Source organism: Nocardiopsis akebiae, assembly GCF_018316795.1.
GTDB classification, from domain to species: domain Bacteria; phylum Actinomycetota; class Actinomycetes; order Streptosporangiales; family Streptosporangiaceae; genus Nocardiopsis; species Nocardiopsis dassonvillei.
Genome location: NZ_CP074132.1, coordinates 5,361,440 through 5,382,424, shown reverse-complemented (window position 1 = coordinate 5,382,424; position 20,985 = coordinate 5,361,440). Strand labels below are relative to the sequence as shown.

Sequence of the window (20,985 nt, the reverse complement as noted above, 5' to 3'; positions counted from 1 at the left end):
CCGCCGGGGCGCGGGGGAGGGCTTCACCAGCCGTTGCGGGGGCGCTCGTCGGTGACCACCCCGAAGGCCGCGGGGATGGCCTCGCCCACGTGGTAGATCCGCCCGGCGATGTGCCGGGGCAGCGGGAAGTGCCGGAACTCGCCCTCCACGGCCCGGTTGGGGCCCATGGGAAGGGCGGAGAACTGCATCACCGGGTCCAGCCGGAACTCCTCGCGCCGCCGTGAGGAGACCACCGCGATCTCGTTGACCCGCCGGGACCCGTCCGGCCACCGGCCCAGGTGCACGATGGCGTCCACCGCGTTGTTGATCTGGTCGCGGATCGCCTCGTAGGGCACGTTGACGTCGCTCAGGGTGGCCAGGGTCTGCAAGCGGTGGATGGCGTCGTCGGCCGAGTTGGCGTGCACGGTCACCAGCGACCCGTCGTGGCCGGTGTTCATGGCCTGGAGCATGTCGATGGTCTCCGAGCCGCGCACCTCCCCGACGATGATGCGGTCCGGGCGCATCCGCAGCGCGTTGCGCACCAGGTCGCGGATGGCGATCTCGCCCCGCCCCTCGATGTTGGGCGGTCTGGACTCCAGGCGCACCACGTGGTCCTGCATCAGCTGGAGCTCGGCCGAGTCCTCGATGGTGACGATGCGCTCGTCGGAGGGCACGAACGCCGACATCGCGTTGAGGAAGGTCGTCTTTCCGGTACCGGTGCCGCCGGACACCACGATGTTGAAGCGGGCCCGCACCATCGCCGCCAGAAGGATGCCGGTGGGTGAGTCCAGGCTCCCCATCCGCACCAGCTCGTCGATGGGGTAGGGCTTGGGGAAGCGCCGGATGGTCAGCACCGGGCCCGACAGCGACAGGGGCGGGATGATCACGTTGACGCGCTCGCCGGTGGGCAGCCGCGCGTCCACCATCGGCGAGGACTCGTCCACGCGGCGGTTGACCAGCGACACGATGCGGTCGATGGTCTGGTAGAGCTGCTCCTCGCCGTTGAAGGCGGCGTCCACCCGCTGCATCCGGCCGCCGCGCTCGATGAACACGTTGTCGGGGCCGTTCACCATGATCTCGGTGACGGTCTCGTCGGCCAGCAGCGGCTCCAGGACGCCCAGGCCCAGGGCCTCGTCCACGACGCGGCGGATCAGCGCCGAACGCTCCCGGTCGGAGAGCACCGGGCCCTCGCGGGTGAGGATGTGCCCCACGACCTTCTCCAGGCGGACCCGGCGCTGGGCCAGGGTCAGCCTGGTGAGGTCCTCCAGGTTGATCTCCTCCAGCAGGCGCCTGCGCCAGTGCGTGACGCTGCTGCGCTCGGAGCGCCCCTCGACGGCGCGGTCCTCCTCCAGACGGTCCTTCAGACCCATGGCCCCGCTCTCCTTCCCCCCGGGGCCGGCGCGGCGGGCACACGTCCCGCCGCGCGGTGCCCCGACACGACTTCCGCTGAGTTCTCCCCGGGCGCCGGGGCGGTGCCCCGACGCGTACGGCGCACGGCGTCGACCTCACACATCGGGCATCTCCACGCGCCGGGTCAGCGTCAGGTCCAGGCCCGCCGCGGAGAACACGATCGGCAGCGGGTGCGAGACCTCCACGTAGAAGCCCTCGTGCTCGTTGACGCCGCTGGTGATGGTCGCCTCGTCCAGCCACGACGGCAGTGCCGCGCGGGCGGCGGCCTCCGCGCCCTCCAGTTGCTCGGCCCCGGCCACCCGCGCTCCGGCGCGGGCCGCGGACTCCAGCCGCTCGACCGCGACGAAGGCCAGGAAGGCCTCGACGGCGATGACCGCGACCAGGAGCAGGATCGGGAAGATCGCGGCGAACTCCAGCAGCGGGCCTCCCCGGTCGCCGTCCCGGCGCGGTCGGCCTCCGGGCAGGAGGCGCCGCCCTCCGCGGCCTCCGGCGCTCCGCCGTTCCGGGCCTCGGGCATCCCGCCGACCCCCGGGCGGGGGGTCGCGGTCCTCGGTGTTTCGGCGGGTGCGGCCCGCAGCGGTCCGCCCCACCGGTCGCGCGCTCACGGTGTCGCCCCCCGCGGCTCGACCTCGGTGACCACGCGCGCCTCGCCGGTGACGTCCCAGGGCCCCGAGGCCCCGGGCAGGAAGATGGGCATGGCCATGGTCACCCGGGCGTAGCGCGCGCCGTCGCGTTCCACGACCTCCACGGACATCACGTCCGGGCCGTCCCACGGCGGCCGGACGCGCTTGCGGGCCTCCTCGTCCACGCGCGCCATGTCGTCGGGGGTCACGGCGGCCTGGCGGGCGGCCTCGGCGGCGCCGTGCGAGGCGTACATGGCGGTGATGCCGAGCAGCAGCACCTGCCAGACCAGGGCCAGCGCCAGCATCATGAACGGCACCGCCGCGGCGAACTCCACGATGACCCCGCCGCGGTCGCCGCGCCGTCGCGGGCCACCGCGCCGCGGATCCGGCCGAGCCCCGCGACCCCGAGGACCGAGAGGACCCCGCGGTCCTCGGAGGTCCCGTGGGCCGCGCCGGGGCGCGCGGCCCGCCGGCCCCTGGCACCGGCCCGACTCCCGGCGGAGGCCGGACTCAGCTCCCGAAGCCACCGCGGCCTCCTCCGCCCCCGTGCGGCCCCGAACCCGGGCGTCCGCCGAAGGGCTGGCCCAGCGGCGGCACGGAGGCCTGCCCGTTGACCGCCGCGCGCGACGGGTTGGCCCCCGACGCGTTGAGGAAACCGGACACGTCACGGGTGGACGGCCCGCCGCCGCGCCGCTCGGACAGGGAGGCGAACCCGCCCAGCCCCGCGGGCGGGGTGGCCGAACCCCCGCCGCCCCCGGGCTGCGCGGGCGGGTTCAGCAGGTCCAGTTCCGCGGCCAGCCGCGAGAAGGCCCTGCGCAGCCCCTCGTCGGTCACCTTGGTCGGGTCGCCGTTGTTCTCCCCGGGCTCCAGTGCGCGGTAGGCGGCGGGGACCGGTGTGCGCAGCACCCGGGTGCCCAGCAGCTGCTGGAGGAAGTCCGGCTGGATCTCGTTCTTGCGGCTGTGCCGGGTGACCAGCGAGTACACGTCCGTGTGCGAACGCACCTGCAACCGCTCCCACATGCTCATCAGCCGCTGGGCGCCCCGCATCGCGGGCACGTCCGGGGTGACGGTGACGACCGCGCTGTCGGCCAGCTCGACCGCCATCGCGGTGGCCTCGTTCATGGTGGACCCGCAGTCCACCACCACCAGCTCGTACCGGGACCGGAGCGCGCTCAGCACCCGCCGGGCGGCGCTGGCGCCGACGTCCTCGCCGCGTTCGCCGTGTTCGGGGGCGAGCAGCACGTGCGGGCCCCGCGGGTCCACGTACAGGGTCTCCGCGAGCATGCCGGGGGTGATGTTGTCCCCGGCCTCGACCAGGTCGCTGATGGAGCGGCGGTGGCGCAGGTTGAGGAACGCGGGCAGGTCACCGGTCTGCAGGTCCAGGTCGACCAGGCACACCACCCGCTCGGCGGCGGCCGCGGCCATCGCCAGGTGCACGGCGCACGTGGTGGTGCCCACACCGCCCTTGGCGCCGCTGATCGCCACGACCCGGCCCCGCACGCCCGACGCGGGCAGGTCCATCGACGCCGACTCCAGGTGGCGGCGCAGCGTTCGCGACCACTCGGCGGCCTTGGTGACCCGGCTCTCCAGCTCGGCGATCCCGCAGTCGTCGGGCATCACCCCGCGTGCTCCGGCCTCCATGGCCCCGGTGAACGTGTCGGGATCCATCGTGGGCGACACCAGCAGGATCGCCACCTGGGGATGGCGGTGGGACAGGTCGCGTATGGCCTCGAAAACCGGCGCCGGGCCCAGATCCTGGTGGATGAGGACCACGTCGATCTCCGGGAACTCCCCGGCGGCGTCGATCAGCGCCGTCGTGGTGGCCCTGGAGGCCACCAGGGAGGCGCTGCCCAGCTCCTCGAAGCGCGCGGCGAGCACCATCTCCGACTCCGAGGTCGGCATACCCGCCAGGACACGGAAGTTCAACGCTTACCCCCCATGCGGCACGCGCCGCTCGTCGGCCGTCCCGCCCTCGTCCGGTGTCGTGCTCTCGTCGGCCGTTCCCCCGGCGACGAGGTCGTCGAAGTCCCCGCTGCAGAACTCGGACTCCGCCGGGGTTCCGCCGCCGTCGGCGCTCACCAGGGCCAGCCTGAGCCCGCTGGAGAAGTCCTCGGCGTAGGCGAGCCGGAGCGCCGCCTGCGGGTCCAGGCGGAAGGTCACCGGGACCACCCCGGCCACGCCGCCGCCCTCCTCCTCCCGGGTGCGCAGCTCGCCGATGTCGAGGACCTCCACCTCGGTGATGACCCGCACCGCGCACGCCTCGCCGTGGTCGCGCGCTGGGAAGGTGCCGTAGATGTCCACGAACGACCCGCGCCGCACCTTGCCCGCCACGCCTGTCTCGGCGTTGACCATGATGGCGATCTCCCGCTCCCCGGCGGTGAGGGTGGGCTGGGGCTGCACCATACCCCGCTGGAGGTAGACGCCCGCCTCCAGGTGTGAGGCGGCGACGAGCTGCTGGTCGGCCGGGGTCTCCACCTGGGCCAGGTCGGTGAGGAAGACCTCCGGGTCGAAGTACATGCTGGGCACCTCGACCCGCTCCACGGACTCCTCGCCGATGGGCTGGTAGGCGTCCACGGCCTCGGTCAGCCGCAGGACGGTCGCGAACTCGCCGAGGCGCTCCTGTTGGCTGTTGAGGTAGGTGAACACGGAGGCGAACACGGCGACGGCGCCGATAGCGGCAACGACCATGAGCAGGACGCCGCGTCGCTGACGGGGGTTCATAGGGGTTGCTTTTCCGTTTCCAGTGTCGTCGCGGGCCGTCCGCTCGCTCCGGGGGCGCGGCGCCGGTCCCTAACGGGAGTAGGTCCGGGGCGCGTCGGGGCGCGGGGCGCGGCCCGCGAACGGCGGACCCTGCGGTCGGTCGGTGGACGGTGGGGGAGGCGGGCCCGGCACGCGCCCCCCTTCCACGGGGGGAGGGGCCTGGACGGGCCCGGTGGTGCTGCCGGGGGAGGAGGTGTCGGTCCGGCCCGCGGCGCCGTGTGCGCCGGGAAGGGGCTCGTCGGCGCCTCCGGAGGCCTCCGGAGGCGCCGGGGGGCCCTGCCCGCCCGAAGGCCGGGGGCCGGATCGGGGAGCGGACCGCCGCGCGGCGGTGGCCGAGCAGAAGGGGCAGGTGCGTGCCGACATGGGTTCGCCGCACCAGGAGCAGGAGGCGGCGCGGATGGAACTGGCGGCGTAGGCCAGGGCCTGCGGGTGGGCGCTCAGCGCCACGAACTCCACGTACTTGGCGGTTCCCCAGTACAGGGGGCCGAGCGGCTGGGCGGGCAGGGTGCGGGTCGCCACGGGCTGGATGGCCTGCGGGAGGTGGTCGTCGAAGACCCCGCTGATCCCGGGGTCGGGGGTGGAGCACAGCAGCTGGACCGGCTGCACGGGCCGGAAGGGCAGTGTGCGGGAGACGTCGGACGCGCGCATGCGTCCCACCTGGTGGGTGGGCGCGCAGTAGGCGAGGAAGGACACGGACGGGGCGTAGGAGCCCATGTGCTGGCGCATCGAGGTCGGGATGGTGGTCAGGCCGGAGACGGTCCTGAGCCAGGCGCCCGCCAGCAGGTGCCTGGGCAGTTCGTCGCACAGCGCGGCGACCATCCCCGGCGGCAGGTAGGGGGCGAGGTAGGCGAGCTGGTCGGCGACCAGGGACAGGGCCAGGGGCGACAGGTCGACGCCGATCCCGGCGATGTGGTCGGTGCGCATCGCGCCGCGGGCGAAGTTGACCGCGCGCTCGGCGTCCGCGGAGTGCCACGCGGGGTAGAGCGCCACGACCTTGCGGCCCGCCTCGACCTGCTCCCTGGCGAAGGCGACGAACGCTGCGCTGCGCTCGCCGATGCCCTCACCGCGCATCGCGAACCGGTGGGCCCCGGCCTCACCCACATGACCCGTGCTGGGGATGTCCGCCAACAGGGTGACGGTCGTCGCCGACCGAGGTAGGGCTCTGGACACTGGGCAAGCTCCATCGGTTCTGCGCGCTGGGGCGAGATGGCTGAGCGGCCTTGTGGAGGGAGGCACTCGGACGCATCGTAACGAATGTGTGGCGGAGCGCGGGAGGCCTCGCATTCGTCGCCCCGGAACGCGGGGTGGACGGTGGTGGAGTGGACGGGGTGCGGCGGGTCGGCGGGGGTGACACGGGTGGCGCCGACTCCGTGCTGGCCGAAGGGGATCGGATCGTGTCCGTGTGCACCGCCTCCTTCCTGGGCAGACGTGTTCCGTGTTGGCCGCATGTGGCCAACGCGTGGACAGATCGGTACGCGACCGTTTTCGGGTCGTATGGGTTCTGTGTTGGTTTGTGGGGTTTGGGATACCTCCCGGTGACGTTTGGTGCCCCTCATCCTTTCTTCTTCAAGGATGCCCTTCCTCTCCCTGCCCCACCAGTCCCCTTCGCGGCCTGTGGACAACCCTCCCGGCTTCCGGACCCGGCTTCTGGGGCCAGGAAGGCGGGCGGGATGTCGCGCCGGTCACGTAGGGGATTGGACCCGCGCCGCGCGGGAACGAAACAGGAAGGCTTCGCGTCATATCTTGAGAAGCCACGTCCTCACCGAGGAGACCGAACGATGCGCAAGGCAAACCGCGCCGCGGCGGGAGCCGCCGCCTGGCAGGTCGTCCGCAACACCGACAGCGACATGTCCGTCTGGCAGAGGGCCGGAGCCGTCCCGCGGATGCTCGGCGCCAAGGTGCGTGGACGCTATCCCGAGCTGAGCAGCGGCAAACTGCTCGGGATGCTCGCGCTGGCGGCCTACATCATCTCCCCAGTCGACTTCGTCCCCGAACTGTTCGTCCCGTTGCTCGGCCTGGCCGACGACGTCGCCGTCGCCGTGTGGCTGACCACCATGGCGCTCGGCGAGAGCGAGCGCTTCGTGCTCTGGGAGCGCCAGAACCAGGCGCAGCAGGCCTTCCAGGAGGCCAACAGGCCCGGCGGACACGACAACGGCATGCGTGGCGGCCAGGCCGGACCGGAGCGCGGACACGGCGTCTCCGGCCACGACGGCCACCGCTCCTCCGCCGACGGCGCACGCAGCTGACCGTGGACGGCCCCCGATCGCACCCGGACCACACCCGAACCGCACACGGGCCCCGCGCGCACCGCGCGGGGCCCGTGGCGTCGGATCCGGCCCAGCCGCAGGGCGTCGGGGGTCGCACCGCCGAGCGCGCGACCGGATCCCGCTCGCGTCACCAGCTGGACTTGGTCACCCCGGGCAGCTCTCCCCTGTGGGCCATCTCCCGGAAGCGGATCCGGGAGAGCCCGAACTTGCGCAGGTGCCCTCGCGGCCGACCGTCCACGGCGTCGCGGTTGCGCAGCCGGGTGGCGCTGGCGTCCCGGGGCTGCCGGTTCAGTTCGGCCACCGCCGCCGCTCGCTCCCGCTCACCGGTGTGCGGGCTGCGGATGATCCGCTTGAGTTCGGCCCTGCGCTCGGCGTAGCGGGCCACCACGCGCCTGCGCTGCTGATCGCGGGCGATCTTGCTCTTCTTGGCCATCAGACCCTCCCGCCGCGGGCGCGGATCTGGGCGACCACCCGCTCGATGCCGCGGGCGTCGATCACCTTCATGCCCCTGGTGCTCACGCGCAGTTTCACGTAACGCCCTTCACCGGGCAGCCAGTACTTCTTCGTCTGGATGTTGGGGTCGAACCGGCGCCTGGTGCGCCGGTGGGAGTGGGAGACCGAGTTTCCGAAGGCCGGAGCCCTTCCGGTCACCTGACAGACACGGGACACGGCGGTCCCTCCTCTCGTTCGCGGCCCGCGGCCTCGCGGACCGTTCGGGTTCCCCGGTGTCCGGGGTTCTTCCGTCTTGGCGCCGTCCCCCTACAGGGCGTCGGCGAAGGGGTCGGACCGCAGCGGCCGCCCCGCCTCGTCCTCGGTCATCAGGCACGAGTCCAGCAGGGCCACCAGGCGCCGTGCGTCCAGGTCCACACCCGTGAACGCCAGGTGCTGGCCGCGGTCGCCCAGCACCGGGTCCCAGTCCAGGAGCGCGGAGACCCGGCGGGTCTCGGAGACCATCTCCACCGCTGCCTCGGGCAGCGCGCCCAGCCAGGGGCCGCCGCTCTCCAGCAGCAGGGCGTCGTTGTAGGCGTCCCACACCAGCAGGGTGTCCGGACGGCTGGCCAGCCAGATCCGGCCCCGGCCGCGCAGGCCCGCGGACACGATCCGCTCCAGCGCCTCGTGCAGCCGTACGGGGTGCAGGGGGCGCCTGCGGGTCCAGGTCACCGTGCCCACCCGCCCGTCCGCGCGGTCGGCGTAGTGCGCCCAGGCCGGGTTGAGCCGGTGCGCGGCCGCCTCGGGGTCGAACCGGCCGTGCGTCAGGTCCGCCAGCCCGCCGCCCGCGGGGACGACCACGGCGGCCGGGTTGAGGTGCTCGACCAGGGCGCGGGCCTCGTCGAGGTGGCGGGTCCCGTGCACGGCGACCGCCGTCGGGTACTCGACCTGGTGGGCGAGCACCTCGGCGACCGTGCGCTCGTCCTCCACGGCGATGTCCAGGTCCCGGTCGCTCAGGTCGTCGTGCCCGGACAGGTCCGGCAGCAGGCGGTCGGCGTCCACCGCCGCGATGACCGCGGCCAGCCGCAGCTCCTCCCGGGCCGCGACGACCTCGGCGACCTGCCGGGGCTCGACCCCGTCCCAGGTCTCGACCACGCACAGGGTGTGCTCACCCCGCTCGGCCAGCCGCAGCAGTGCGGGCACGAGGTCCTCGCGCAGCGTGCAGGACGCGCACAGGTGGTCCAGGTGGACACGGCTGTGGTCCACGGGACCCCAGCGGTCACGGGTGACGCGGTGGACGATTCCCTCGGCGATCCCGTCGAGGTCGTGGTGCACGGCCACGGACCCCGGGACCTGCGCCAGCAGGTCGTCCACGCTGCGTCCGCGCGCGTGGCGGTGCAGGCCGCAGACCACGGCCACGCGCATGGGGGTTGTCGGCTCCATAGGGGGACACCCTCCTTCCTGAGAAAACGATAATCATTATCGTATAGCACCCGTGTGGCGTCCGGGGAGGAAAGTCGGTTGTCATAATCACGATGGACGTAGTACTTTGCTTGAAGTGGTTGGAAGCGATCCCCTGGAGGCACCGTGAACATCGATCTCGTCGGACTGGCCGTGCTCTGCGACGACCCGCGCGCCAGCGCCGCGTGGTTCGCCGAGCACTTCGGCTTCGACGTCAACATCGACCTCGGCTGGTACCTGAACACCCAGCACGAGGACCACCCCAAGCTGTCGATCGACTTCGTGCTGCGCGACCATCCGTCCACGCACGAGGTCCTGCGCTCGGGGAGGGCGGAGTCGCTGGTCGCCTTCCTGGTGCCGGACGTCGACGCCGAGGAGAAGAGGCTGCGGGAGGCGGGCGTGGAGGTGATCATGCCGCTGGTCAGCGAGCCCTGGGGGCAGCGCCGCTTCCAGGTCTCGGGCCCGGAGGGCCTCTACGTCGAGATCCTCCAGATGGTGGCCCCCGACCCGCGGTGGATGAGGGACAACGGCCTCGCCTAGCAGTGACGCCGGGGGCCGCACACGACGCGGGCCGGGACGGGACCGACTTCCGCCCCGGCCCGCGTCGTTCGCTCAGAAGTGCTCGGAGAGCGGGCCCAGCACAGGGGACCACTCCTTGACGTCCACCTCGGAGACCAGGCCCTGGACGCGGAAGGGGTCCTTCTCGGTCAGGGCGACGGCCTCGTCGCGGGAGCCGGCGCGCAGGAGCAGGAGGGCGCCGGGAGCGTCCTGCGGGCCGAAGGGGCCCGAGCACAGGTTGGCGTCCTGCGCGGCCAGGTACTCGCGGTGCGCGGGGCGGTGCTCGTCGCGCGCGGCGGCGCTGTCGGGGGCGTAGGTGTAGGTGACGGCGAAGATCGCCATGGTTTCCCTCCCGGGGTGTGTGGCGGCCGACTGGTGCCGCGATCGCCGTCACTGTGCCACAGGCGCAGGTGGGAGGGGGTAGTCGGGGCGGGCGCCCCAGCCGCCACGGGATGTCCTCGGGGCTGTCCGGAGGCCCGCCGCGGTTCGGGAAGGGCTCATCGGCCCTGGGTGATGCGGGGCAGAGCGTAGGCCTACGCCCCCTGAAGGCAACCACCCCAAGCCAGACCACCGCCGCGGGCACGGCCATCGTGGAGGCTGAGGCGCATGCTGCTTCGAGTCAAGGGCAGGGAACAGGGGAATGCGTAAAACGCACGCGCTGTACAACATGTACGTCGTACCGTTGCCCTGGTGTGGGCGATATAACCGGGGTTGGTGGAGCCGTGGCTCGACAAGCTCGATCGGAGCTCCTGCGAGCAGCTGATCGCGGCACTGGAACTCCTCGCCGAGACCGGGCCTCCGCTCGGGCGTCCCCTGGTGGACGCGGTGCAGGGCTCAAGGCACAGGAACATGAAGGAGCTGCGCCCAGGTTCCTCCGGTCGCTCGGAGCTGCGAGTCCTGTTCGCCTTCGACTCCGCGCGCAAGGCGATCCTGCTTGTCGCGGGGGACGAATCCGGAAACTGGAACAAGTGGTATCGGAAGAACATCCCCATCGCTGACGACCTGTTCGACGAGCACATCGAGAAGCTGCGAGGAGGAGCCCGATGGGTACGAGCCTTCACGACATGCTGGCCAAGCGCCCCGTCGACCGCGAGGCGGTGGAGGTGCACAAGAGGCGCATGCTCGACGAAGTGCGTGCCTACCACCGGCGTGAGCTTCGCGAGCTGTCCGAGCTCACCCAGGACCAGCTCGCAGGGCGGCTGAACATCAGCCAGAACACGGTGTCTAGCATCGAGCGCGGCGACATCGGCCGCTCGCAGGTCGAAACCCTGCGCAGATACGTCGAGGCCCTCGGCGGAGAGCTGCGGGTGGAAGTGGAGATCGGCGCCCAGCGCTGCCGGGTCGCCTGATCTGTCCCAGGCACAGGAACAGGTCGTCCGGCCCCTCCGTGTCAGGAGCCCTCGGTGATGCGGGACAGGGCGTGGGCCCACACGCCCTGGACGGTGACCGCTCCCAGCCAGACCGCCGCCGCGAGAACGGCCACGGTCACCGCGCCCGCGAGCGCGTACGTCACCACTGCCACGGTCCGGCGCGTGCTCCGGTGTCCGGCTCCCCGATAGGTCATCGGCTCTCCTCCGCGTACTCGGACCGGTCCGGCTCCGTCCGCCCCGGCCGCGCGTGCCGAGGGCCGTAGCCCGGGACTCGGAACCCCTCCGATGCCCCGGGTCCCCCCGGCAGCCCCGGTGCCCCGGGCACCTCCCGGGTCTGCGCCGTCCCGGCCGCTTCCTGCGGCGCGGCGAGCATCGCGGTGAACGCGTCGTGCTCCCCGGCCAGCGTCCACCGCAGCAGGGCGCCCAGGCTGGGGTCGGCCCGCCCCTCCCGGTCGGTGACGGCCGAGGTCAGGAACACCCGCGCCTCCCCGAAGTCGGCCTCGGCGTCCCGCAGCAGGTTCCCCAGCCCCAGGGTCCGCTCCGCCCACACGCGCGGGTCGGTCCCCCCGGGCGCGACGGCCGTGCCACGCACCAGGTCGCCGCGCGTGACCACCACCGCGAGGCGGGCCTGGCGCAGTCCCCGTCCGCCCCGGCGCCGGGCCAGCATCCGGTACTGGCGCCGGATCTCGTCGCGCACCGCCCCGTAGGCCAGTTCCGGGTCGCGCGTGTGCGAGCGGTCCCCGGCCAGCCGGGCCCTCTCCCGCGTGGTCAGCGAACGCCACACCGACTCGATCCCCAACGGGTCCACCGCCAGCACGAACGTCGTCGCCCGGCCCAGGTAGGCCAGCTCCTCGACGGTCGCCGACCGGTTGAACCGCTCGCCCGCCGCGTCGAACAGCTGCATGAGCAGGGTCCTGCCGCTCACGCCCACCCGCACCGTCAGTCCCCGAACCTCGCGGCCCGGGGGAGTGGGCGCGGTCCGGGCCCCGGCCGCGAGCACCCGCTCGCCCTCCCGCAGCCGTCGCACCGTCTCCCCGCCCACCGGCTCCACGTACGCCTGCGGCACCCGGCGCGCGGCCTGCGCCAGCGCCAGGTTCATTCCGGTCACCAGCCGCGTCTTGCCCGCGCCCGTGCCCCCGAACAGCGGCAGCACGAACTCCCTGGCCTCGCCCGGACGGTGCTCCAGCCCCCGGTCGCAGTGCGGACAACGTGCCTCCAGGTCGGCCGAACCCAGCAGGAGCAGCGTGGGCAGGCGTGCTCCGCACAGGCACTCCCGGCGCCACAGCCCCCGCCCGCCGGGGCGGATGGCGCCGTGCCGCCGACCGCAGCGCGCGCACAGGTAGGCCGGGTAACCCAGCCGCAGGAAGCATCCCGGGCACACCATGCGGATCCGGCGCACCAGGAGCAGTCCCGAGTCGGCGAGCCGCAGGGCTCCGACGGCGGTCCACGCCGAGGCCAGGTAGAGGCCCACCACCAGGGCGTGCACCAGGAACTGCGGCAGCAGGAACACGCTCCAGGGCGCCGCGGCGCCCCAGCTGTGCCCCACCACCGCGCGCAGGTCCCACCAGGCCGGACCGCCGTGGTAGGCCAGGTGCGCGGGGTCGTCGCGGGTGCCGGGCAGCGGCTCGTCCGGGTGGTCGCCCGCCCACATCACCTCGCGCACACGGCGCAGGTAGGAGACCACCAGCACGCACCATCCGACGAGGAGGGCGGTGCCTCCCCCGAGCACCACGGCGCTCATCAGTCCCGCGAGCAGCCACCACCGCAGCAGGTAGACGACCAGCAGGCCCAAGCCCGCGCCGGCGGCGATCAGGAGCGCCGCTCCGATCTGCGCGCCGCCGTCGTCGCGCCGCGACCGCGCCGCGCGCCTCGTGGCCGCCCCGAGCATGGACGCCGCCCGCCCCGCGGACGCCGCCCCCCTCATGACCGCCGCTCGCCCGACCGCGAACCCAGCCCCAGGAACCCGCGCCCGCGCGGTTCGCGCGAGCGCTGCGCCCACTCGTCGAAACCGGCCGCCGACTCGCGCGGCAGCTGTCTGCGCATCCTCGCCAGGTGGCGCCGCCGCCACCCGCCCACGGCCGGTGCGAGCACCGACGCGTCCAGGCGCCCGGCCCGCCCGTGCCCGGCCAGGACCCGGTGCCTCGTCGCCCGGTACACCAGGGCGGCCGTGGCCGTGTCCGGCCGGTCGTCGGCCAGCCGGGCCGACACCGCCTCGCCGTAGGCCTCGAACACCCGCGCCGGGCAGTCCCGCAGGGCCTCGGCCAGCAGCGAGCACTGACACCACCCCAGCAGCACGCGTACCACCAGTCGCCAGGCCACCTCCTCCACCGCCGGATGGGTTCCCCGCACGGCCGTGTACACGGCGGCGAGGCGCTCGTGCGCCCGGTCCTCACCGGCCGCGCGCAGCGCGACCAGGGACGGGCGGACCTCCGACCACTCCATGACGACCCGTCGGCCGGAATCGGGAAGCCGGGTCCGCAGCCAGTGCCTGGACACCTCGTCCACCAGCTCCCGCCACGTCCGCTCCTGGCCCGCCCCGGGGGGCGCCGCCATCGCCTCGGCCACCCAGCCGCCCACTCCCGGCGCCACCAGGACCCCGGGGCGCAGCACCCGCAGGACCAGCAGGGCGGCCCGCGGCCCGTGCCCGGGGCCCCACACGTCGGTGAGCAGCTCCTCGTCCAGGTCGTGCGCGGCGAGCCCGGCGGCGCCCGCCGCCCGGCCCTCCCGGCGCACGGACACCAGGTACGACAGCAGCCCCGGAAGGTCGCTTCGGGGATCGGTGGCCAGCAGCCGCAGTTCGCGCAGCGGGGCGCTGGACCCGTCGCGGTCGTTGGCGAACAGGGCGCCCACCGGCCCGGCGGCGAGGGCCGACAACCCCTCTCGGGGCAGCGAGGCCAGGTGCCCGGCCGCGCCCCGACGCACCCCGGGGTGGGCGGCGACCAGGGCGCGCGCCTCCGGGGAGGGCAGGCGCGAGGCGGCCAGTAGCGGGGCGAGCACCGCGCCGCCGTAGCGCTCCATGCTCTCCTCGCAGGGCGCCAGGCCGCTGGCCCGGGCCCAGCGCAGCAGCACCACCGCCCGGTCGGGGGCGAGTTCGCCGCACTCGCCGTCCAGCAGGGCGGCGACCCGCTCCCGCGCCGCGCCGCGCACCGACTCCGTGCGCATCGGCGTCACCGCGGGGGCGCCCCCGCCCGCGGCGATGTCGTCCAGGGAGCGGCGGACCATCACGTGTTCGAGTCGCTCGGTGGTCCCCTCCGCGCCGCCCAACCGGTGCGCCACCCGCTGCAACCCGGCCAGGTCAGCGGTGTCGAGGACGCCCGCGGGCTGCTCGGTGAGCAGAGCGGCCGCCCCGGAGCCCCCGTTCAGGCCCCTTCCGGGTGGTCCGCCCCGTTCCCCGCAGGACGCCTCGTTCCTGCCGCCGCCGGGCACTTCGCCGACCGGCCCGCCCGCGGAGCGGCCGGACACGGCGCCCACCAGCTTCCGGTCCGTCCTCCGGTAGCTGACCTCCATCCCGACGCGGGCCTCTCCCGACGCCGCGGCGTCGGCGTCCAGGATCCGGTGGACCAGCGCCGCCGCTTCCCCGGGGGCGAGCCACTCCACGGCCTCGGACAGCCACTCGCGCACCTCCCGCAGGTCCTCGCGCGCGGGAGCGTCCGCGTCCAGCAGGGACGCAGCGGCCAGCACCGGGAGCCAGTCCGCCAGCGCGCCCTCGCGGCCCGATGCGTACGGCCGCGCCCTGTGCCACAGCGCCGCCGCCCGGCGCGTGCCCAGCCGGACCAGGCGGTCGGCCACGGCCCGCGCACGGGGATCGGGTTCGGGGAGCGCGTCCGGCGGGTCCTGCTCCGGGTCGTACACCGTGAACCTGGTGCGCCACAGCGAGGTGTCGGAGTCGGGAGCGACGCCGACGACCTGCACGAGCGCCTCGTCGGGGTCGCCGCAGTAGGTCGCGAACGACAGAAGCCGGGCCCGCCGCGGCGGAAGCAGGTGGCTCAGGGCCGCCACCCAGTGCGCCACGGACGCGCTGTCGGCCACCAGCACCAGCGGACGGGAGCCGTCCACGGCGTCGTCGGCGGCGAGCAGCAGCCGCGTCACCACCTCCGCCGGACGGCTCCGCACCCACGCGTCGGTGCGCGGGCGGTCCAGCGGGCCGGCGCCGACCTCCGGCTCCGACAGCTCCGCCAGCTCGGACAGGCCGGGGTCGCAGACCGGCCCCTCAGCCCAGAAGTCGGCCTCCCACAGTTCCGCGGGCAGCGGGCCGGACTCCTCGGGCCCCGGGGCCACCAGGCTGTGCGCGAAGTAGTTGCCCGGCCTCCCGGACGGGTCGTCGCCGCTGGAGACCACGCGGCTCACCACCGGCACCCCGCCCACGTCGGGGGAGTAGCACAGGTTGACCGGATGCTCGTCGACTCGCTCGCGGGACCGGGGCGGCTCGTACACGGTGAACCGCTCGACCTCCCTGAGCACCCGGGGGTCCACCCCGGGTGTCGCCGCGTTGAACTGGTACCCGGCGTAACCGGACAGGCCGTGCTCGCACGAGGTGTAGTACAGCTGCGCGAAGCCCATCGGCGCACCCCTTCGGTCTGGTCGTCGCGGGGGGTCTGGTTCTGGATCGGTGGTGGTTCGCGGGGGCCCGGGCACCGCGGACCGACGGGTCCGCCGGGCCGGGCCCGGGATCAGGACGCCCCGCGCGAGGGGATGACCCCGAACTCGCCGAGCATCCACAGAAACGGGTCGGCTACCCGGTAGGGGCGCACCCCGCCGCGCACACGGTTGCCCGCGTCGGGGACGCCGCCCAAGGCCGACACCCCGAAGTAGCGGGCGTTGCGGTAGTGGTTGCGCACGTGGCCGTCCACCCCGCCGCCGTCCCACCGGTGCAGCAGCTGTTGGATCTGGGCGTGCACGTCCTGGCTGTCGGACTCGTCGAAGAACGGCGCGGTGGGCTGCGGCCGGTGCAGCGGCGAGCCCTCGTCCAGCTCGCCGTGCAGCGCGTCGATCTTGGTCAGGCACACCGCCATGGGCACCTGGATCAGCTTGTTGACGGCTCCGGGGCGGCTCATCAGCAGGTCGGTGACGCGCCCCAGCATGTCCAGCGGCCGGCTCCGCGCCGTGTCCGGGGCGGGCGGTAGTCCGCCCGCCGCGGCCAGCTGGCGGGTGCCCTCCATCCGGAGCGGGTCCAGCAGGAGGATGATCCCGTCGGCGCTGTTGAGGTAGCGCAGGTTCGCCTCCACGCTCTCCCCGGAGGTCAGGTCCTCCCCGGCGGTGTCGAAGAACGACAGCAGCGTGTGCTGCGGCCGCCTGCCGCCCAGCCCCCGGCGCTGGGTGGTGAAGCGGAACACCAGCGGTTCGCGGGTGACCCCGGTGCGCCGGGTGGCCCCGAGCAGCCGTGCCTTCTCGTAGAGCGGGGTCTCGTAGTCGGCGTGGAACCGGTGCCGGGTCTGGTCGTCCGAACCCCCCACCGACGCGTCGAACCGGGAGCCCACGCGGTTCATCAGCTCGTGGATGAGCACCGTCATGAACACCGTCTTGCCCGCGTCGCGCGCCCCTACCAGGGCGATCATCCGGCTGCGGATCCGTCCGAAGTTCACGGGGAGCTGGGCGTGGCAGGTGGCGCACACCTGTCTGCCGGTGGTCGACGCGCACTCCGGGCACACCGCCCGGGCGCTGCGCCCGTCGGCCTCGAAGACCGGCGGCAGCCGTTCGCGCCGCCCCAGCTGGGCGCGGATCGCGGCGTCCTCCACCGGCGCGCACACCCGCCCGTCCGGCCCCGGGCGTCCCGTGCACCGGAAGCGGATGCGGCGCTCGGCGAACCGCGAGTAGCAGTAGGGGCACACCAGGAGGCGGCCCTCGACGGGTATCAGCGAGCGCACGGCGTCCAGGCTCCTCAGCACCTCAGCTCCCTCACCGGGGGCTGGCGCAGCCGCACCCCCCGCCCGTCGTCGTCAGCCGGGAAGCACATCAGCCAGCCCTGGCCCGTGCCCCGCGGAGGCCGTACGCGCACCGAGACCCACTCGCCCGCCGAAAGGTACTGGGCGGGCAGGATCGCCAGCACCGTCCCCTGGTCGGCGGTGTGCGGCTGCACCGGGCCGTCGGCGTACACCACGACCACCTCGGGCATGGTGCAGTCCTCCTCCGCGACCAGGTGCACCACCCGGTCCCGGCGCAGCAGGCCCGCCGACTCCACGCGGTAGTCGAGCACCGCCCGGCCGGGAACGGTGACGCTCGCGGCGGAACTCACCGCCTCCCCGCCCTCGAAGGGGACGACGGCGCGCACGTCCACCCGCACCGACTCGGGACCCATGAGCGTCTCGAAGCCCCCGTCGGAGGAGTACTGGCGGCGGGTGCAGCGCAGCTGGCCGCCGGTCCAGGTCTCGGTGCCGCGCTCCTCGGGGCGCCAGGAGATGATCGCCGCGCAGGCGTCCTCGGGCCAGGTCCACCCGAGCCGGACCGAGGTGTCGAACCGCTCCGCGCGCAGCCCCTCCACGGGCGGGGCCGCGGTCACCCGCACGGAGACGCCCACGACCGCCTGGTCGCCCGCCACCGTCACCGCCAGGACGTGGTTGGTGCCCGACTCCAGGGTGAACGCCACCCGCTCCCGTTCCTCCCGAGGGGCCTGGGCCTGGTGCGCGCCCTGCTCCTCGGCCGCGCTCATGCGGTTCGCGGGTACCGCCGTGGCGGCCGCCCTGCGGTTCCACGGGGCCGCACCGGCCGCTGGTGCCCCGGGAACCCCCGGAGTACCAGCGTGCGCGGCTGACCCACGGTTCCCGTTTGTTCCCGGGGCCCCAGGCACACCGGTGGGCGCTGCCGTCCCGGGGGCGTTGTGCGTGACGCCGGTGGCCGCCGCCGACCCGGGGTTTCCGGCTGTTCCCGTTCTGAGGCTCCCCGGTGCACTGGTGTCCGCTTCCACGTCAGGAGCCCCCTCGGTGTCGGGAGCCCCGGCCTTCGCATGTCCTCCGTGCGTGCCGCCGGGCGCGTCCGGGCCTCCCGCCACCCGGTCGCCGGGCGCCCCCGGACTCTCGGGTCTCTCGGGCCCGGAGTGCGTGACCGTGCCGCCGTGCCCGGCCCCGCAGGACGCCGCGTCCGTGAGCAGGCCAGTGGCGGCGCGGCCCTCGGCGCGGTCGTGGAGGGCGACGCCCTGCGGGGGCACCACCGGTCCGCCCCCCGACCGGTCGCCCGCGGCCGCGCGGTGCGACGGCGGGTTCGCCGTGCGGGTCTCGCCGTCATGGGGGTCGGCGCCGGTCCGCTCCGCGGAGCCGAACACGCGGGCGCCCTCGCCCTCTCCTCCCGCGGGCGGGGAGGGCAGCACCACGCGCGGCAGGTCGGCTCCGTCGGCCGCCGGGGCCGCCTGGGCGTTCACCGGGCACTCGCGCCCGTCGCGGCCGTTGGCCCCGGTGCGCGCGGGGGCTCCGAGGGCGCCGCCCCCCGCCCCGGTGGCCGCCGGTGCCGTGGACTCCGCGGCGGGGGAGAGCCTGGCGTGCCTTCCGACGCTGCGAACGCGGTCGCCGGGCCGCTGGGCCGGGTCGGAAGCACGGTCGCCCGCGGAGCCGCCGGACGCCGCGGAGCCGCCGGAGGACGCGTGCGGGGTACGGGTGTCCTGGCCGGGGGCGGTACGGGTCCGCCCCGAGGGCCGCTCACCGGGGGCCAGGATCCGGAACCCCTCCCCCTCCTCGTCCGCGAAGCCCCCGCTTCGGGAGTCCGTGCCGTGGTCGGCGCCTCGACTCCGGTCCGGGCTCCCCTCGTCCGGCCCCAGAACCCGGATGCCCTCGGCCTGCCCGTGCCCGTCCTCCTCGGAAGGAGCGGTGCGCGGGTGGCCCGTGTCGCGGAACGCGTCCTCGCGGGGGCGGTTCCTGCCATCCTCGGGCCTCGCGGCGCCGGTGCGCGGCGCGTGCGGGGTACGGGTCTCCTGGACGGGGGAGGTGCGGGTGCGGCCCGTGCTCCTCTCCCCGGGCCCGAGCACGCGCACACCCTCCCTCTCCTCGCCGGGCGTTCCCCCGCGCGCGGGGTCCGCGTGGCCGTTCGCCGGTCCCGGGGGCGGCCCCGAGGCCCGACCCGCACCGGCGCGGACACCAGTTCCGCCGATCCTGCCGACCCCTCCGACCTCAGGGGACCCCTCGTCCTCGGCCACCGGGGTCTGGGCCACCTCACGGCCGTAGGACTCCAGGTCGTCGGGGCCGACCACCGTGCCGAGGGGCCACTCGGGCGGTTCCTCCCCGACCCGCAGCACGACCCTCCCCCGGGAGGGCCGCGTCCACGAGGCCCGGAAGTCCGCGCCGCCGTCCGGCACCACGGACAGGTCCCGCACCGCTTCCGGGCACGGGCCCGGGCTGGCCCGGCGCACGAGCCCTGACGACCCCCGCGCGTGCCCGTTCGAGGTCACGTAGACCGCGCGGATCCGGTAGTGGTACTCCACGTCCATCTCGACGTCGGTGTCGCAGAACCCCGACCCGTCCGTCTCCACGCGCACGCCGTCGCCCGCCCCGCGCGGCGGCGCCCCCACACCGCGCAGCACCTCCACGCGCACCGCCTCCGCCGGGGCCTGCCAGGAGCCGGACACCGACCGCTCCCCGGCGCGCACCCGCAGCGAGGAGACCTCCGGCGCGATCATCACCGGCGCGGACGACGCCTCCTCCGACACCCCGAGGCCCTCGCGCACCGCCACCACCGCGTAGCGCGCCTCCGCTCCCACCGGCGCTCCGGTGTCGGTGACCTCGTTTCCCGACGACTCGCCCACCAGCGCCTCGCGGGCGCTCCCGTCCCGCCCGGTGCGCCGCGTCACCCGGTAGGTGACCGACTCGCCCGGCCCGGGGGCGGGCTGCCAGGAGACCACCACGCTCCGGCCGTCGACCCGGGCCTCCACACCGCGCGGCGGCGGCGTCGCCACCTCGCCGAGCCGGGCGGCGAGCGCCTCGTCGTCGGCGGCCGCGTCCGCCGCCGCGGCCAGGGCCCGGGCGGCCTCCTCCCGGTCGCCCGCGCGCAGCGCCCGCTCGGCCTGCGCGGTCAGCTCCTCCACCTGCTGCATCCGCGCGCGCAGGCGCTCGTGCAGGTCGTGGTCCTCGGGCAGGTCCTCGGCGGCCTCCTGCGCCTGGCGCAGCCGGTTGTCCGCGAGCAGGTCGTGCACGTCGCGCTCCGCCCGGGCGGGCGCTTCGGCGCCGGAGGCGGACCGCCGCACGGCCGCGGCCAGCAGCAGCGCCTCCTCCTCGGCCAGCCCCCGGCCGACCCAGTGCCGGGTCAGCCCGGACTCGTCCAGGGCCTCCGGGCGCTCCCGCAGGTCGTCGACGATCTCCCCCAGCACGAGGGCGTCGGCCCGGTCTCCCCCGGCGCGCAGGATCTCCAGAACGTTCTCGGCCGCCGCCCTGCCCTCGGACTCCGGTTCCAGCCGTACGCGCTGGACCGCCTCGTCGAGGGCGGCCTTGTCCAGGGCGGTGCCGTCGTGGAGCCGGAAGCCGTCCAGCACGCTGAACCCCTCGGCCAGGCGCTCTTCGCCGAAGACCTCCATGGGGGAGAAGGGCACGCCCCGGGTGCGCAGGTGCCCGCGCAGGGCGCGCAGGGTGTCCTCGGGAGGGGAGCCGTCCAGTTCGGGAAGCCGGTCCACGACGCGTACGCCGTGCTCGAGCAGGACGCGTTCGGCGTCGGCCTCGGTGACGCCCACCGGTGCGATCATCGACCGGAGGGTGTCGCGGTCCAGGAACGCTGTGGTCAGGCCCCCGGCGATCTCGGACCACGCGCTCAGGACCCGCTGGGCCTCGTCGGCGCGGACCCGGCGGAAGTGGGCGTGCGTGAGCGCGCCCTCGCCCTCCAGCCGCTCGTGCTCGGCGATGAGGCCGTCCAGAACCTCCCTCAGGGAACGGCGGCTGCTCCGGAGCGCGCGCCAGTGGGCGCACACCTCGTCGACGTGCTCGGTGAACGCGGCCGGGTCGGCGCACAACCGCAGTTCCAGGCGGGGTTCGACACCGTAGCGCGTGAACAGGTCCGCGGGCAGCCCGTGGGCGCGCGCGGCCACCAGCACCTCGTCCTCGTAGCGTGTGCGTTCCTGTGCGTCCCAGGGCATCGTGCGATCCCGCTCCCCTCGTGTGGTCGTGGTCGTACGGTCCGGTGAGGGGGGTGGGTGGCGGGCCCCGGAGGCGGTGCCGGTCA

General features: G+C 74.7%; 19 protein-coding genes. 4 read left to right on the top strand and 15 right to left on the bottom strand.

All coding sequences use genetic code 11. The features are described 5' to 3' along the window. Nucleotides 1–23: 23 nt before the first annotated feature. The 6 genes from KGD83_RS22995 to KGD83_RS22970 all read right to left on the bottom strand — a co-directional run bounded on the left by KGD83_RS22995 (nucleotide 24) and on the right by KGD83_RS22970 (nucleotide 5,900). A complete protein-coding gene (locus tag KGD83_RS22995; RefSeq protein ID WP_212641131.1) occupies nucleotides 24–1,349 on the bottom strand; it encodes a CpaF family protein in 1,326 nt (441 codons plus the stop codon). A 135-nt stretch (nucleotides 1,350–1,484) separates the two neighbouring features. Continuing rightward, nucleotides 1,485–1,853 (bottom strand): TadE/TadG family type IV pilus assembly protein, encoded by a 369-nt coding sequence (locus tag KGD83_RS22990; RefSeq protein ID WP_212644566.1) that lies wholly within the window; start codon nucleotides 1,851–1,853, stop codon nucleotides 1,485–1,487. A 137-nt stretch (nucleotides 1,854–1,990) separates the two neighbouring features. After that, the gene (locus KGD83_RS22985) at nucleotides 1,991–2,347 is read right to left on the bottom strand and encodes a pilus assembly protein (protein ID WP_212641130.1); all 357 of its coding nucleotides are present in this window, start codon (nucleotides 2,345–2,347) and stop codon (nucleotides 1,991–1,993) included. A gap of 175 nt (nucleotides 2,348–2,522) precedes the next feature. Next, on the bottom strand, nucleotides 2,523–3,938 hold the full coding sequence (locus tag KGD83_RS22980; RefSeq protein ID WP_212641129.1) for an AAA family ATPase: 1,416 nt from the start codon (nucleotides 3,936–3,938) through the stop codon (nucleotides 2,523–2,525). Nucleotides 3,939–3,941: 3 nt separating this feature from the next. Continuing rightward, the gene (gene cpaB / locus KGD83_RS22975; protein WP_212641128.1) at nucleotides 3,942–4,733 is read right to left on the bottom strand and encodes a Flp pilus assembly protein CpaB; all 792 of its coding nucleotides are present in this window, start codon (nucleotides 4,731–4,733) and stop codon (nucleotides 3,942–3,944) included. Nucleotides 4,734–4,802: 69 nt separating this feature from the next. Then, complete coding sequence (locus KGD83_RS22970; protein WP_212641127.1) at nucleotides 4,803–5,900, bottom strand: hypothetical protein; 1,098 nt, start codon at nucleotides 5,898–5,900, stop codon at nucleotides 4,803–4,805. 650 nt (nucleotides 5,901–6,550) lie between these two features. Between KGD83_RS22970 and KGD83_RS22965 the strand changes: the two genes are divergently transcribed. Further along, on the top strand, nucleotides 6,551–7,018 hold the full coding sequence (locus tag KGD83_RS22965; RefSeq protein ID WP_212641126.1) for a YkvA family protein: 468 nt from the start codon (nucleotides 6,551–6,553) through the stop codon (nucleotides 7,016–7,018). A 148-nt stretch (nucleotides 7,019–7,166) separates the two neighbouring features. On the opposite strand, the gene rpsN is transcribed toward KGD83_RS22965, so the two are convergent. From rpsN to KGD83_RS22950, 3 genes are all read right to left on the bottom strand, one after another. Beyond that, nucleotides 7,167–7,472 carry a 30S ribosomal protein S14 gene (gene rpsN, locus KGD83_RS22960; RefSeq protein ID WP_047871987.1) on the bottom strand — a complete coding sequence of 102 codons (306 nt, stop codon included), beginning with the start codon at nucleotides 7,470–7,472 and terminating at the stop codon, nucleotides 7,167–7,169. Then, on the bottom strand, nucleotides 7,472–7,708 hold the full coding sequence (rpmB, locus tag KGD83_RS22955) for a 50S ribosomal protein L28 (RefSeq protein WP_212641125.1): 237 nt from the start codon (nucleotides 7,706–7,708) through the stop codon (nucleotides 7,472–7,474). The genes rpsN and rpmB overlap by 1 nt, the downstream gene beginning before the upstream one ends. 90 nt (nucleotides 7,709–7,798) lie before the next feature. Further along, entirely contained in the window at nucleotides 7,799–8,893 is a 1,095-nt protein-coding gene (locus tag KGD83_RS22950; RefSeq protein WP_212644565.1) for a GTP-binding protein, read from the bottom strand. A gap of 162 nt (nucleotides 8,894–9,055) precedes the next feature. On the opposite strand from KGD83_RS22950, the gene KGD83_RS22945 reads away from it, so the two are divergent. Continuing rightward, entirely contained in the window at nucleotides 9,056–9,469 is a 414-nt protein-coding gene (locus KGD83_RS22945; RefSeq protein ID WP_212641124.1) for a VOC family protein, read from the top strand. Between the two features lie 72 nt (nucleotides 9,470–9,541). On the opposite strand, the gene KGD83_RS22940 is transcribed toward KGD83_RS22945, so the two are convergent. Then, nucleotides 9,542–9,829 carry a YciI family protein gene (locus KGD83_RS22940; protein ID WP_212641123.1) on the bottom strand — a complete coding sequence of 96 codons (288 nt, stop codon included), beginning with the start codon at nucleotides 9,827–9,829 and terminating at the stop codon, nucleotides 9,542–9,544. 372 nt (nucleotides 9,830–10,201) lie between these two features. On the opposite strand from KGD83_RS22940, the gene KGD83_RS22935 reads away from it, so the two are divergent. Further along, nucleotides 10,202–10,690: a type II toxin-antitoxin system RelE/ParE family toxin gene (locus KGD83_RS22935; RefSeq protein WP_249352002.1), complete on the top strand. Its 489-nt coding sequence runs from the start codon at nucleotides 10,202–10,204 to the stop codon at nucleotides 10,688–10,690. Continuing rightward, complete coding sequence (locus tag KGD83_RS22930) at nucleotides 10,606–10,836, top strand: helix-turn-helix transcriptional regulator (RefSeq protein ID WP_249352001.1); 231 nt, start codon at nucleotides 10,606–10,608, stop codon at nucleotides 10,834–10,836. The genes KGD83_RS22935 and KGD83_RS22930 overlap by 85 nt, the downstream gene beginning before the upstream one ends. Nucleotides 10,837–10,877: 41 nt before the next feature. Here KGD83_RS22930 and KGD83_RS22925 read toward each other — a convergent pair whose 3' ends face one another. The 5 genes from KGD83_RS22925 to KGD83_RS22905 form a co-directional block, all read right to left on the bottom strand. Further along, nucleotides 10,878–11,051, bottom strand: coding sequence for a hypothetical protein (locus KGD83_RS22925; RefSeq protein ID WP_212641121.1), 174 nt, complete (start codon nucleotides 11,049–11,051; stop codon nucleotides 10,878–10,880). After that, nucleotides 11,048–12,781, bottom strand: coding sequence for a TRAFAC clade GTPase domain-containing protein (locus tag KGD83_RS22920; RefSeq protein WP_249352000.1), 1,734 nt, complete (start codon nucleotides 12,779–12,781; stop codon nucleotides 11,048–11,050). The genes KGD83_RS22925 and KGD83_RS22920 overlap by 4 nt, the downstream gene beginning before the upstream one ends. Next, entirely contained in the window at nucleotides 12,778–15,417 is a 2,640-nt protein-coding gene (locus tag KGD83_RS22915; RefSeq protein WP_212641120.1) for a GTPase-associated protein 1-related protein, read from the bottom strand. The genes KGD83_RS22920 and KGD83_RS22915 overlap by 4 nt, the downstream gene beginning before the upstream one ends. Nucleotides 15,418–15,527: 110 nt before the next feature. Beyond that, a complete protein-coding gene (locus KGD83_RS22910; protein WP_212641119.1) occupies nucleotides 15,528–16,742 on the bottom strand; it encodes a TRAFAC clade GTPase domain-containing protein in 1,215 nt (404 codons plus the stop codon). Further along, nucleotides 16,736–20,899 (bottom strand): hypothetical protein, encoded by a 4,164-nt coding sequence (locus KGD83_RS22905; protein WP_212641118.1) that lies wholly within the window; start codon nucleotides 20,897–20,899, stop codon nucleotides 16,736–16,738. The genes KGD83_RS22910 and KGD83_RS22905 overlap by 7 nt, the downstream gene beginning before the upstream one ends. Between the last annotated feature and the right edge of the window lie 86 nt (nucleotides 20,900–20,985).

What these genes read in the sequence shown, in the direction of transcription:
- KGD83_RS22920 (WP_249352000.1), bottom strand. Translation starts at nt 12,781, where the DNA reads ATGAGGGGGGCGGCGTCCGCGGGGCGGGCGGCGTCCATGCTCGGGGCG.
- KGD83_RS22915 (WP_212641120.1), bottom strand. Translation starts at nt 15,417, where the DNA reads ATGGGCTTCGCGCAGCTGTACTACACCTCGTGCGAGCACGGCCTGTCC.
- rpsN (WP_047871987.1), bottom strand. Translation starts at nt 7,472, where the DNA reads ATGGCCAAGAAGAGCAAGATCGCCCGCGATCAGCAGCGCAGGCGCGTG.
- KGD83_RS22905 (WP_212641118.1), bottom strand. Translation starts at nt 20,899, where the DNA reads ATGCCCTGGGACGCACAGGAACGCACACGCTACGAGGACGAGGTGCTG.
- KGD83_RS22930 (WP_249352001.1), top strand. Translation starts at nt 10,606, where the DNA reads ATGCTCGACGAAGTGCGTGCCTACCACCGGCGTGAGCTTCGCGAGCTG.
- KGD83_RS22950 (WP_212644565.1), bottom strand. Translation starts at nt 8,893, where the DNA reads ATGCGCGTGGCCGTGGTCTGCGGCCTGCACCGCCACGCGCGCGGACGC.
- KGD83_RS22995 (WP_212641131.1), bottom strand. Translation starts at nt 1,349, where the DNA reads ATGGGTCTGAAGGACCGTCTGGAGGAGGACCGCGCCGTCGAGGGGCGC.
- cpaB (WP_212641128.1), bottom strand. Translation starts at nt 4,733, where the DNA reads ATGAACCCCCGTCAGCGACGCGGCGTCCTGCTCATGGTCGTTGCCGCT.
- KGD83_RS22965 (WP_212641126.1), top strand. Translation starts at nt 6,551, where the DNA reads ATGCGCAAGGCAAACCGCGCCGCGGCGGGAGCCGCCGCCTGGCAGGTC.
- KGD83_RS22925 (WP_212641121.1), bottom strand. Translation starts at nt 11,051, where the DNA reads ATGACCTATCGGGGAGCCGGACACCGGAGCACGCGCCGGACCGTGGCA.
- KGD83_RS22940 (WP_212641123.1), bottom strand. Translation starts at nt 9,829, where the DNA reads ATGGCGATCTTCGCCGTCACCTACACCTACGCCCCCGACAGCGCCGCC.